This is a genomic window from Lentibacillus salinarum (genome assembly GCF_042679865.1).
GTDB classification, from domain to species: Bacteria; Bacillota; Bacilli; order Bacillales; family Amphibacillaceae; genus Lentibacillus; species Lentibacillus salinarum.
In genome coordinates, this window is sequence record NZ_JBHTNH010000029.1 from 219,620 (window position 1) to 233,286 (window position 13,667).

Genomic DNA, 13,667 nt, shown 5'->3' on the forward strand with positions numbered 1-13,667 from the left:
CCTCTTCAGGCAATTATTGTAGAGGGGCTATCCCTTCTGCAATGTGCTTGTAAGGCGTTTACATGGCAAGACTAGCGTCAGAATCAAAAGGCGGGTATTATCCCACACCGATTGATGAAGTAAAACGGATCAATGAACGTTTAACCTTAACCGGGCATGAGCCGGTCAACCTGATTGATCCTTGCTGCGGAACAGGCGAGGCACTCGGTATCATCAACCAGCATTTGAGAGCCGGAGGGGCTGACACACAGTCCTATGGCGTGGAACTGGAAGAATCGAGAGCCTTTGATGCAGCCATTGAACTGGATCATGTCATCCGGGATGGATACGAGCGAGTGCGGACAGACCCGCACTATTCGCTTTTGTATCTGAACCCGCCGTATCAGGACGGTTTTACCGAGCGTGTAGAGACCACGTTTCTCCGCAACCTGACAGGGCGGCACCGGAACATCTTACAACCGGACGGACTGCTGGTGTATATTATTCCGCAAAACGTGCTGAAAGATGCTTCCGGCGTGTTATCAGCCCGTTTCAGTGATTTAAATGTCTATCGCTTTACGGATGATAATTACAGCCGATTTCATCAGGTTGTGCTGTTCGGACGTAATCAAAGACCGGACGTGGAAACGAAAAAGAAAAATTTAAAGTGGCTGAAAGATATAGCCAAGGGTGACAAGGACACCTTGCTAACATTGGATGAGGAAGATGGTATAACCTATGAGTTATTTCCTTCTGAACCGGTGGAACTATTCCGTTCCGGCAAACTGAATGATTATGAGCTGGCAAAGGATTTGGCCACATCAGAAATATTCGATGAAACAAAACGGGTTTTTAATAACTCATCTTTCGATATTTCGTTTGAACGGCCAATCCTGGAATTGAAACCTATGCACTATTCAGTAGCCACAATGGCTGATACGGATCGTGGCGGGAATATGGGCGACCATTTTCTCGTATCTGATGTCGTGAAAAAGAAAAGCGAGAAAGAGAACACGGACGATGAAGGTAATGTGACGAATGAAGAAATCACCGAACATTACCAATCTCGTGTCCGTGTGTTTTCCAAACAGGGGGTGTTTGATCTTGAATAAAAACCGTCTGAAAGGAAAACAAAAGCGGCGATTAAAGCATAATGCCGGCTATATTGTAAACCGGTTGAAAGAAGCCGGCTTCATCGTGCAACGGTATAACAGTTATAGCACCAATAGTATTTACCTAAAGTTGGATTACGGGGTATGCAATAGTATCCGGATAAGTGACCACAAAGGTAAGAAACACTTATCGTACCGTTACAATGTGCTAAGCTGTTGCCCGGAACGGATTGCTGCCAAGGACAAGTGGGGAAACATCAAGTATTATTTTCCCTTAAAAGATTCCGGTACGATGATCGGTGCAGCCATATGTGATCGTCAAAAGAAAATAGCGTTTTTCGGTGCCACCGGTTATAAGACCGTGATGCAAAAGAGAAAAGAAAAGGGAATGAAGAAAAAAGGCTTTTGGCAGAAGGCTAAAGTAGTCTGATAAATAGTTGGGAAACAATGAATCTACAAAAAGGAGACATTTAAAATGGGTTACATTTGGAATGGCATGATAAAAATCACGAAAAAGGAAGCGATACGGAGGTTCACAAACGACAAAGAAGTTTATCGACTGTATGACGACGAAACTGAAAGTTTGGTTGAAGATGTAGAGGAATTTGAAAACGAAGCATTTGGAGACTTTGATTTTGGATATGAAGTAACAATCCAATAATTCTCCATATTCATTAAAAAGGTTAAACGAAAACAAATATAAAGGAGGCAAAGCCCTCTGACTCGAACATAACAGTCGGAGGGTGCGCTCTCCCTGTTGTTTCAAGTTATGGCGACTATATGGAAATTAAAATATATGCAAACGAAAGGCATTTTGACGGGAAACTACACCTAGCGGCGGTTGATGATGACCCACAGCTCGGTGAGCATCTTGTCTTATCATCTTTTGTCAGTCTGCCGGAAGCAGTCCGGGCCATGACAGCCGGTTTTGTAGAAGGTAGACCAATGAAAATTGACCATGACGAGTATCGGGGTTTCTCTGGTGAACATCATAAAATGCTGGTGAAGCCAATCGGTCAAGGTGATGTGGCGCATGGCATGGTGTATCATGCTCAGGCAACGATTGACGGCATATCCGATATTGCCAATGCTGAGGAAAAAGATACGCTGAAAGGCTATATTGTGTCCACAGACGGCGATGTGGAAACAGCAGTTGCTGAACATGTCATCCGTCGTTTCAGTTTGCCAAACGCCTGGAAAACGGAATACAGTTCGATTTTCAGCCCGTTTATCCGAGAGCTGAAAGTCATCCGCAATCAGGCATTCCAAAATCTTTGGCCGGACTTTAAAATGTTCAGGTTGGACATCAGCGAAAAGCAGGTCAAAGTTCTCATCACAGAGAAAATTTCAGAAGGCGTTTTGAAAATAGAACAGGGCGATTTGAACGGGTCATTCCATCCCGATATGTCGATGAAGGAATACCTTACGCAAAATGCGGAAATTCTGGCTAAGAAATTGCGTAACAAGAAGCCACGTTATCTGCAAGGAACAGGCTTTCATCCGTCTATAGGGGATATGGAGCGTGTTCCGTTTCCATCACAAGCTGGTGTTGTACAGGGGTTGTGGGACGCCTTTCAGGATGGTCATTCTACAACCATTATCAATGGAACGATGGGTACAGGTAAGTCGATAGCCGCATGTGCTATGGCGAACCGTTTCCATGCAGAAAACATGAAAAACGGGAAAAGCGGTTCCGCATTCCTTATCTCAGCCCCATCTGTGACACTGAATAAATGGAAAAATGGAGAGATACTGGAAACCTTGCCGGATGCAACGGTAACCATTATCAACTCGACAGAACAGGCGTTAAAGCTGCTGGATAAAGTCCGGAATGGGTATAAACCTCAAGGCATGGAGTTTTACCTTCTCTCGTTAGACCGGGCAAAACTCGGTCATGTGCCGCATTTTGCCGGCATTTGGAAACGAGTGAAAGAGTCAAAACATTACTACACATGGCATTGCCCTGATTGCTATCAGCCTCTTGTGAAAAAGGATGAAGATGGCGAGGAATATGTCCATGTGGAATGGGATGACATTGCGGAAGGTGAAGCACCTGATCCGGATGATTTACACGCTTATAATAAACTGAATGCTAATGGTTTACCATTTGTTCCAAAGTGGAAGAAACAGGGAAAACAGTTTGAGAAATGCAATCATTACCTGATGAAAGGTGAAAAACCTGCCTGCCATTGTAAAATGTGGCGACCTGCCCTTAAAAGCCGTGGTGAAACACGCATGAAAGACCGTTGGAATATCAGTCTGATCATGAAGAAAATCAAAGGTTTTTTTGATCTCTATATTTGTGATGAAGTCCATCAGGCAAAGGCTGAGGATAGCGGACGGGGTGACGCTTTCGGGCAGTTAGTCCATACCGCACCAAGGCAGTTGCTGCTTACTGGAACTTTAACAACCGGACGTTCGTCATCCATCAAAGAAATTCTTTGGAAAACCATGCCAGATCACTTGCTTAAACAAGGGTTTAATCACCGTACCAGTTCTGTCGCATGGGCAAGACGATACGGAAAAGTCAAAACCGTTATTAAGCATGAGGAACAGGACAACGGTTGGGTAGTCCGTAAAAAGCGGAAACTACAGCAACCACGGGAAGATGCTGGTATCAGCCCGCAACTTACCGTGCAGCTATTGGATTTCACTGCCTTTTTGGACTTGCCTGACATTGGACTTCCTCTTATTAATTTGAAAGAGGAAGTGGAGACCGTAAAGCTGGATGCTGAGCACGAAGCAAAGTATAAAAGCTTTCACGAAGATCTTCATCAAGAATGCAAAGTAAAGGCACATGCTGGCAGTAAAGGTGCATTTGCGAAATTCATTCCGGCAACGATTAATTATGCTGATAACCCTTCACTTGGTGCTCGTGTTTCATTCACCAAAGTGGATAAAGCAGGTGTGAAAAGTGTTGAAACATTTGAAGCAGAAGCGTTGCCAAAGGATTATTTCACTGCCAAAGAACGGAAATTAGTTGAGACCGTTCAAAAAGAGCTGGATCAGGGCCGGGGTTGTGTCATTTACAACAACTACACCGGAACCTATGAAATGAATGACCGTACAAAATATGTACTGGAATCACACGGTATTGATGCGACAATCTTGAATGAGTCCAATACCTTAAAACGTTCTGAGAAGCTAAAACAGCTTGAGAATGATGGTGTGAAAGTCATTATTTGCCAAATGAAGTTAGTTGAGGTTGGCCTGGATTTGATGGCATGGCCAACAATTATCTACAACCAGTTGAATTACGAGATTAACACCGTTCGGCAATCAAGCCGCAGAGCATGGCGTGTTGGCCAGGATAAGGAATGCAAAGTCATATACCTTATTGCAGATGGCACACAGGAGATGGCACAATTCATCCACTTGGTTAGACAGCGTTCACACGCCCTGATGGTGGAAGGTGTTCTCGATAAGTCACCACTTGCCGGTTTTGCAAAGGACGAACAAAATAATCTTGCTTCAGACCTTGCTAGCTGTTTTGCGGATTCCGGATTGGCTGATGTGTGGAGGTCACTGGCTGATAAGGAATTAGAACATGTAGAAATGATTGATGAAGTAAATTTCAAAGACGTTTTAAAAGAAAGAATGAAACAGCTCTCCAACAAAACACGGGCACTGTGCGGACTGCCACCTATGCAAGAACAACGGAAAAATCAAGAGCAGGTAGAACAGCCAGTATTGGATGTTGTTCCACAAGAACAGCCTACTAATGCGGATGTTATCGACATGAATGATTACATCAAGCAAGACGGTTCCGGCAGTAAAGTGGAAGGACAGTTGGCATTTGAATTAGTTTGATGGAATAAGGCGGTTGACTCTTTTTAGAGTGACCGCCTTTTTTTCGACGATTGGCAGTACATTGGCTATAGGGTGCAAGTCCTGAATGTTGCCGCACAGCCAGTAAATAGTAGCTGACAAATAGCGCGTTAACCACGAGGTAGCGTGCGGACGCTTTGAAGGTAAACCCATGAACCAATCTGTCTTCCCCATGTGCACGAGGGCGGATGACTGTGCTTCCAAAAGTAAACAAAAGTTATTTTAATCTTGCTTGATTCATTAGGGTTTACCCTATTGGAACATTTGGTGAGTAACGGTATAATGGGAGTTAGAGCATTCCCAATAGGATTGTTCCAAAACTAACAAAGAATTTTCCTAATGTTATAGGGATTGGGTCACTAAGATTGAGTTAAAGGATTGATACATATGAGTAATCTAGGTTATGTACGAGTGAGTTCGGAATCGCAAAATCCAGCTCGGCAAATACAACAACTAACGGATTTGGGTATCAAGGAAGAAAATATTTATCAGGAAAAATTATCAGGAAAAAGACAAGATAATCGGCCACAATTACAACAATTGCTACAGGACTTGAAAGAAAGAGATGTTATTTACGTTACCGACTTAACACGGATAACCAGAAGTACACAGGATTTGTTTGAACTTATTGATACCATACGAAACAAGGGGGCTAATCTAAAATCATTAAAAGATACGTGGTTAGATTTGTCTGAGGATAATCCTTACAGCCAATTCTTAATAACCATAATGGCCGGAGTTAATCAACTTGAACGTAATTTGTTGCATATGCGGCAAAGAGAGGGGATAGAGCTTGCTAAAAAGCAAGGGAAATATAAAGGACGAACAAAAAGATATCACGATAACCATGCAGGGATGAATCATGCAATTCAACTATATAAGGAAGGAAATATGACAGTGAATACCATTTGTGAAATTACAAATGTGTCGAAGTTCATTATACCGCCAGCTTAAAGTTAAGTGAATCAATATATTCAATAGGACTAAATTATATTACTTAATCAAGCTAGAATACATGCAGCTATTATAAAGCAATTGATAAACCGTAGTTGTTGATTCAATGGTCAGAAGCACCGGAGTTAAAAGATAACACGATGTATCCTTTAACAGAGGGGAATGAAAAGATGGAAGCATTGGAAGAGAAATATCGGCAGGAAACAGGGTATCGTAAAACACGGATACAAAAATTTGAGTTGGAGCTTCCTTGAGGGTGATTTATTCAAATGAATTGCAAAATGAGGGGCAGAAATTGAAAACTAAAAAGAAGTAAAGTAAAATAAAATTTGTATATTAAGTATTAAAATATAGCTGAGGAATAGGGAGTCAGAATGGAAAATATAAGCGAGTTAAGAGAACTTCAATTAAATGCTGTTTTTAAATCACCTCTTTATAAAAGAAAACTAAGTCAGCTAGTAAATATAATTTCAACTGAGTGCCAGAAAGCTGAGAATGAAGCATCGGTTGTAAGTATTTTTGAATTGGAATTATTTCAGTTTTTAAAGAATGAATTAGGAATCACCTATTATCCCGAGAAGGAAAAGAAGATTGATACTGAAAGACATATATCATATGGAAGAATCGACAGCAAAATAAATGCACTAATTATTGAATATAAACACCCTTCTAAATTAAAAAATCAAATACAACAAGAAAAAGCAACACAACAAATTATTAACTATATTAAAGGGATTTATAAAAAAGAAGGTAAGGATTTACTAGGCATTATAACTGATGGTATTAAAATGAAATTTATTAAAAGTGAAAACGGAAAAATCAATGAATGGCATTTTGAATTTCTATCATTTAAACAATTAGATTATATCATAAAAAATATTATTCTATTAGAAAAAACAGCCCTAAATTCATTTAATCTTGTCAAAGATTTCTGCAAAGATGAAAAAATAGCTTTTAACTTAGTTAGAAAGTTGTACGATTCACTAAATAATCCAACTAAAAAAACTAGTATGTTAAAAAATGAATGGCAAGAGTTATTTAGATTAGCTCACGATGACGAAACAAAACAAACAGCAATTCAACAAAGGAGAAGTTCACTTACTGAGATAATTGGTGAGGATATTAAAGGTAATGAAGAAGAATATAATGCTTTGTTTGCGTTGCAAACGGCGTATGCTATTATTGTAAAAATTATAGGGTATAAAGTTATTAGTAAAATAAGATTCAATAAAAGCTTTATAGAGTTTAATAAATTAGCTGACACTAATAGTAGTACTCTAAGGATTCAACTATCTAGTTTGGAAGAAGGAGCAATATTTAGAAATCTTGGCATTGGAAATTTGCTAGAAGGCGATTTCTTTTCATGGTATTCTTCTGAGGAACAATGGAATAATGATGTATATAGGTCAATTAAAGATGTCTTTAATGTACTTACCAGATACGAAGATAAAGCGGTCTTTAATACAGGTGATAATGTTCAAGATTTGTTCAAAGATTTGTATATTGAAATGATCCCCGAAAAGGTAAGACATAGCTTAGGGGAATTTTATACTCCAGCCTGGTTAGCTAATTTCGTTTTAGAGGAATCTCTACAGCAAATTAATCACACTAATAATTGGAAAGGGATGGACCCTTGTGCAGGTTCAGGAACTTTTGTTACTACAATGATTGGAAAAGTACTTGAGGAAACAAGTCATATAAATAAAACTGAAAGGCTTTATTCAGTATTAAATAGGGTTAAAGCAATAGATTTAAATCCATTAGCAGCTTTAACTACAAGAATAAATTATTTTATCAACATAGCTCATTTGTTAACGGACAATGATGAATTTGAAATCCCTGTTTATCTTGGCGATGCTTCTTATGTACCAGAGAAAATATATCTAGAAAATGTTCTGTGTTTAAAATATCAAATTAAAACGATTCAAGGACCTATTGATGTCATTATTCCTAAAAGTGCAGTATCTAATCCTGATCTCTTTTCAAAAACTATGATGGATATAGAAGAAGATATAAAGGCTCAAGATGAAAATAAGGTCTTTTTAAAACTGTTTGAAATTGTTGACGAAAATGATAAAACACAAGTAGTTTCAAATTGGTTGAAAGATCTAAGTGAAAAATTAGTTGAGCTTGAAAAAAAAGATTGGAATGGAATTTGGGCCAGAATTTTGACAAACTTTTTAACGACTGCGAATTTAGGATATTTTGATGTGATAATAGGTAATCCTCCTTGGATTGATTGGAAAAATCTGCCAGAGGGCTATAGAGAAAAAATAAAAGAATTATGCCTTTCTAGAGATTTGTTTTCGGGTGACGCAAGAACAGGTGGCATTAACCTTGATATTTGTGCTTTGATTGCCAATGTTTCAGCTCAAAATTGGCTAGAAGAAAATGGGGTTTTGTCCTTTTTAATGCCACAAAAAATATTATTTCAACAATCATACGAAGGTTTCAGGAACTTTAAATTAGACAGCGGAAACCGACTTTACTTTCAAAAATTCACTGATTGGACTCGTGCAGGTCACCCTTTTAAACCTGTAACTGAAAAATTCTTAACCGTTTTTTTGAATAAATCTGAAGTGAATTATAAAGAAGGGATAGATACTGATGTTTATATCAAAAAACGAGGTAAGGATTTAAATAAAATAAAACATGTTACTGATTTTGAAAAAGTGTCAGATTACTTTGATTTGAAAAAGTCTTATTTAGGTCAAACAGGTGATGATAATACAAGGTTTAGTTATGCAAATTCAATAGAGCATTTAAAAGGATATAATGTTATTGCTGGTAAGTGTTCATATATTGGAAGGGAAGGTATTGAGTTCTATCCTCAGGAGCTTTTATTATTAAAACCAGAGTATAATATGCCAGCCCCTAATTCAGAAAAAATGTTTTTTACTAATTATCAAGGAAAAAAATCAAAATATAAAATTCCATCAGAGACAGTATTACTTGAGAAAAAGTATCTACATCCATTAATCAAAGGTGTCAATATTGGGCGTTTTAATATAGTAACTCCTGAATATGTGGTTCCATTTCCTTATAAAGAGGAACAACCCAAAATACCTATGGACTTTAAAGCTCTTCGGGAGGATTCACCTTTACTTGCAAAATTTTTATATAAATATAAGTCAATAATTACATCGCAAACGAATTACAGTAAAAAAATAATCAATAATGAAGATGCTCCTTTTTATGCCCTAGCAAGAGTAGGGAAGTACAGTTATGCCAAACATTATGTAGCTTTTAGGGATAATACAAAATGGCAAGCTGCGGTAGTTTCGGAGATGGAAACTGAATGGGGAGAAAATAAACGTCCACTTTTTCAAAATCATGCGGTCTCAATCTGTGAACGAGAAGATGGTTCTTTCATAACTGAGGAGGAAGCTCATTATATTTGTGCAATATTGAATGCCCCCATTACCAAAGATTATGTAATGAATTCTTCTGACAGTAGGTCCTTTAAAATTAGGCCACCAGTTAAATTACCATTATATGAACAAGATAATCCAGTTCACAAAAAGTTATCGTCGCTTTCAAAAAAGGCGCACAAAAATTGGAATGATGAATTAATGATGAATGAGATTGATAAACAACTAGATAAATTCTACTTAGAAGCATTAGGTGAGGATATTAATTTACTTTAAAGATATGATCTTACTGTCTATATAGAATTCGAATGTGAGGTTTTTAAAACCTCACATTCGAATTCTTAATATGGCTTAAAAGGTTAAAGGAATTCATTAAACATTCTGATGCTAAAAATGTATTATAGTTCTTGAACTTGTACATGAAGGGGTAGATAATAATTAGAAATGAGTATCTGCGTTATAAAAACTTTGAAACAAGAAGAAATATCCCCAGCTTGAACACCTAGATTCGAAGGAGCCACTTGGAAAAACTGCAAGGAGACGAGTTCGAAAAAATGGTTGAACTGACTCAAAAAAATTTCAATTTACAAATGATGAGGTAGAGAAGGATATAAAAGTGATCACTAATGAGAAGATCAAATAACATAACAGAAAGCGTCCGGCTGACGAAAGCCTACCCGATGGGGTGACGTGAATCTTTTGTTGAACAAATACAGTAAGAATGCAATGTAAAATACAATAAGATATTGTATTGCTGACAAACTTCTGATGGGGGAAAAGCTAGCGATAACTTCAAAGGCTTACCTATCACTATAAGAACAGATGCCATTAGAGGATAAAAAAATAAAACCTCTACCCGGATATGATACTGACGTTTCAAGTTAATCAGACTCAAAAAAATATTAATCATTTAATTATTGTGTGATTGACCCAAAAACAGGAGAAATCATAGCCGGGCTACTTACAGAAGACAGACAACAATTTTTAAATACGGAAGACGTAATGGTGTCCCAGTATGCTAAGAAGAAAAATCATTTTAATGGGAATACAACGATCGATGTTGATATAACAAATGGCAAACTGACAAAAGCAAACTGCCATAAAGTTGCCTCAATGGCACATAATGGTTATGCAAGAACAATCAGACCACTCATTCCATGGTTGATGGTGATACTATCTTTACTATGGGAACCAACCCGGTGGAAGCGGATATAAATGTTGTTGGCTTACTGGCGGCTCGTGTTATTGAACAGGCAGTTGTTCGTGGGGGGCAAAAATCTATGTCTCTACATTGTATTAAAAGCTATAAACAGATGCTTGAACAAGAGTAGAATCAATAAATATTATCAAATTTGCTTAGCACTTCCATAAACGGACAATTATTTTGAAGACTCCGAGAGATATTAACTACTCGAAACACTTTATTAATAGAAGAAGTTTTAATACATATAGGGATTTATATCAGAATTCCAACTCTATATACAATTGTCTATTAAAAAAATTGAGATTAATTGCGAAAAGAATTGGTGATAAAATATAGGTTAGAATATACGATTTAGGAGGTATTATCCATGACTATTATGTATTCCAGTGGTTCAAATTGGCGTATTTGGGATTTACATATACATACCCCAAATTCAATTGTTAACAATTACGGTGGCGACAACGATGCAGTATGGGAAGATTTCATTACTCAATTAGAACAACTACCAGAGGATGTAAAAGTAGTGGGTATTAATGATTACTACTTTATTGATGGATTTGAGAAAGTAATGGATTATAAAGTAAGCAAAGGGCGTATGCCAAATCTTGATATGATTTTCCCAGTGTTAGAATTCAGGGTAGATACGTTTGGTACGAATAACGGTAAGAATTTCCTGAGGAGTAATTTACATATTCTATTTAATGTTCAAATGGATAATTATAAAGCCCAGATAGAGGAAATTAAAGAGGAATTCATCTCAAGAATACCTATAAGCAAAATTCATAATACTAAGCCTTTAAGTCATGAAAACTTCTCAAAAATATCAAGTGATGGTACCGTGAAGAAAGGATTTGATGAATACTGCCCAGAAACAGAAAAAGTATTAGAGTTACTTAATGATGATAGATGGAAAGAAAACACATTTACATTTCTTGGTTTTAAGGAGTGGGATAATAGTGATAAAGGAAATCAAATAAAGCCATATAAGCAAGAGATGTATAATAGTGTGAATGCTTTATTTACAGCATCTAAACTAGAAGATATACCAAAAAAACAACAAACTTTATCATATTTTGGAAGTAAAAGTCTTTTTCATTCTATGGATATCCATGATTTTAGTTACTTTCATGATTATAAGTGTTATACATGGATAAAAGCGGATCCAACATTTGAAGGGTTGAAACAAATTTCCCATGAACCTAAAAGAATTAAATTACAAGAAAAAAATCCAATTCAAGATAACCCTAAACCTTACTTTTCGGAGGTCAAAATCCCTAATAGTGAGATATTCCAAGATAAAAGTGTTGGATTTAAATCTAGTAATCTACACTTAAATCGGGGTTTAGTAGCTATAATTGGTGGACGTGGTACAGGAAAGAGCTTACTTCTAGACTCTATAGCTAAAACTTTCAACAAAACTCATTTCAATAAAAGAGCTGCAAACATCAATATCCTGCAAGACTTTAATGTAATATATCAGGTAGAAGATAATAGTAAAAAAGAATTCACCTCTAATGATACTTCGGAGAATTTCTTAGAATATACCCATGTTAGTCAAAGTGAAGTTCAATCAATAGTAGAAGACCCTGAGAAATTGGGACAGACTATATTTGACTTATTGTTGCTAAATTCCAATACATTAACAGAGAAAGAAGAGTCTACTATTACTGATATAAATGCAAATATTTATTCATTAAAAGAATGGTTTTACACTAAAGATGAACATAGTAATTTTATAAATTCTTATGAATATAATAGAAGTTTAAAAGAAACTTATGAAAAACGTATAGAGAGTATAACTAACGAGAAGAACAAACGGTTAATTGAAAAGTATGTAGATAATAACAACAACAATAATAAGAGTAAGCAATTGGATACTGATGCTGAAGAGTTAAAATCATATATCGATAATGCTCAAACACATATGAACAACAAAATTGAAAAATTGAATGAGAGTAAATTTGATACTAAGTTAGATAAGATTGATTTACAAGATCAACTAAATAAACTTGAAGAATTGAAAAAAGAAATAGCAAAATCATTGAGCAATGCTGAGAATGAGAATAAACAGATAGAGCAAGAATTTAGAGAAAAGGGTGTTGAGGGCGATATTTCAACACTACTCGGTAAAGTTAGAGGGTTTCAGATTGAAATTGATAAGCATAAGGAAAAACTTCTTTTAAATGAATCAAAGCAGAATGAACTTTCAGATTACCTTTGTAGACGGAAAAATTTCAGTTCACATCTTAAAAGTAAGTTAATTGGGCAAAAAGAAGAAATTAATAAAAATTGGGATGATTTAAAGTCAAATCCAAGCTGGACAGAAGAACAGAAAGTATTAATTGAAAAGATACTTAGTGGTATAAATGTTTATGGAGAAGTTTATTTTGATGTAGATAAATTCTATGAAAGCATTGAAAGTTGCGTTAATGGTATGAAATTTAGGACCTCACGAAATAGTATCGAAACAAAAGGAGATAAATTAAAGAAATTTTTTAATGTGAAAAACGTAGAAGATTTTCTAAGTCTCATTGCCAATGAAGAATTAATATGTGTTAATTTAGACGAACCATATATCTCCTTGGAAACCTTTTTAGATGAGTATTCAGAATTTCTAAATGGTGATGGAGAATCTAAACTAATCAATATTCTTTACACATCTACTGAGAGGGAGAAATACTTAAAAGTAATACCAAAAGTAAAATATTATGGTAAAGAGCCTGAAGAGCTGAGTATTGGTCAAAGGGGTACTTTATTTATTTCATTGAAGTTGGCTACTGATTCTTTCTCTAATCCATTCATTTTTGACCAACCAGAAGATGATCTAGATAATATGTTTATCGTTGAAAAATTAATTCCTATTCTCAATGATTTAAAAGAATATAGACAAATCATTGTTGTAACTCATAACGCTAATATTGTAGTAAATGCTGACGCTGATCAGGTAGTTGTCGCTCACAATAATTATGAAAGTCTATCTTATATATCTGGTTCTTTAGAAAATACTTTCAACGTATTAGGGGAATATAGTAATGGATTGAAGAATCAAGGTATTAAAGAACATGTTTGCGACATTCTTGAAGGTGGTAAAGAGGCATTTGAACAAAGAGAAAGAAAATATTCATTGAAGTCCAAAGAGGTAATATCAGTTCCTAGAGAGGAAGTTAGAGTATAATTTATTGAACAAAAGTATTAACCAAAAATAGAATGTGATTTTTG

At 36.2% G+C, this 13,667-nt stretch carries 8 protein-coding genes and 1 pseudogene; all 9 read left to right on the top strand.

Features of this window, described 5'->3' with window-relative positions:
- Positions 1-62 precede the first annotated feature (62 nt).
- The 9 genes and pseudogenes from ACFQ4A_RS15830 (at position 63) to ACFQ4A_RS15870 (ending at position 13,623) form a co-directional block, all read left to right on the top strand.
- The gene (locus ACFQ4A_RS15830) at positions 63-1,091 is read left to right on the top strand and encodes a DUF6094 domain-containing protein (RefSeq protein ID WP_382402373.1); all 1,029 of its coding nucleotides are present in this window, start codon (positions 63-65) and stop codon (positions 1,089-1,091) included.
- On the top strand, positions 1,084-1,521 hold the full coding sequence (locus ACFQ4A_RS15835) for a hypothetical protein (RefSeq protein WP_382402375.1): 438 nt from the start codon (positions 1,084-1,086) through the stop codon (positions 1,519-1,521). Before ACFQ4A_RS15830 ends, ACFQ4A_RS15835 begins: the two co-directional genes overlap by 8 nt.
- A 45-nt stretch (positions 1,522-1,566) precedes the next feature.
- On the top strand, positions 1,567-1,752 hold the full coding sequence (locus ACFQ4A_RS15840) for a hypothetical protein (protein WP_382402377.1): 186 nt from the start codon (positions 1,567-1,569) through the stop codon (positions 1,750-1,752).
- 119 nt (positions 1,753-1,871) lie between these two features.
- Positions 1,872-4,901 (top strand): helicase-related protein, encoded by a 3,030-nt coding sequence (locus ACFQ4A_RS15845; RefSeq protein ID WP_382402379.1) that lies wholly within the window; start codon positions 1,872-1,874, stop codon positions 4,899-4,901.
- A 405-nt stretch (positions 4,902-5,306) separates the two neighbouring features.
- Positions 5,307-5,883, top strand: a pseudogene (locus tag ACFQ4A_RS15850) (recombinase family protein).
- Between the two features lie 85 nt (positions 5,884-5,968).
- Positions 5,969-6,127 (top strand): LPD25 domain-containing protein, encoded by a 159-nt coding sequence (locus ACFQ4A_RS15855; protein WP_382402381.1) that lies wholly within the window; start codon positions 5,969-5,971, stop codon positions 6,125-6,127.
- A gap of 120 nt (positions 6,128-6,247) precedes the next feature.
- Entirely contained in the window at positions 6,248-9,520 is a 3,273-nt protein-coding gene (locus tag ACFQ4A_RS15860; protein ID WP_382402383.1) for an Eco57I restriction-modification methylase domain-containing protein, read from the top strand.
- A gap of 729 nt (positions 9,521-10,249) precedes the next feature.
- Entirely contained in the window at positions 10,250-10,459 is a 210-nt protein-coding gene (locus ACFQ4A_RS15865; RefSeq protein ID WP_382402385.1) for a hypothetical protein, read from the top strand.
- Positions 10,460-10,815: 356 nt separating this feature from the next.
- Complete coding sequence (locus ACFQ4A_RS15870) at positions 10,816-13,623, top strand: TrlF family AAA-like ATPase (protein ID WP_382402390.1); 2,808 nt, start codon at positions 10,816-10,818, stop codon at positions 13,621-13,623.
- The last annotated feature ends 44 nt before the right edge of the window (positions 13,624-13,667 follow it).

What these genes read in the sequence shown, in the direction of transcription:
- ACFQ4A_RS15830 (WP_382402373.1), top strand. Translation starts at nt 63, where the DNA reads ATGGCAAGACTAGCGTCAGAATCAAAAGGCGGGTATTATCCCACACCG.
- ACFQ4A_RS15840 (WP_382402377.1), top strand. Translation starts at nt 1,567, where the DNA reads ATGGGTTACATTTGGAATGGCATGATAAAAATCACGAAAAAGGAAGCG.
- ACFQ4A_RS15845 (WP_382402379.1), top strand. Translation starts at nt 1,872, where the DNA reads ATGGAAATTAAAATATATGCAAACGAAAGGCATTTTGACGGGAAACTA.
- ACFQ4A_RS15860 (WP_382402383.1), top strand. Translation starts at nt 6,248, where the DNA reads ATGGAAAATATAAGCGAGTTAAGAGAACTTCAATTAAATGCTGTTTTT.
- ACFQ4A_RS15870 (WP_382402390.1), top strand. Translation starts at nt 10,816, where the DNA reads ATGACTATTATGTATTCCAGTGGTTCAAATTGGCGTATTTGGGATTTA.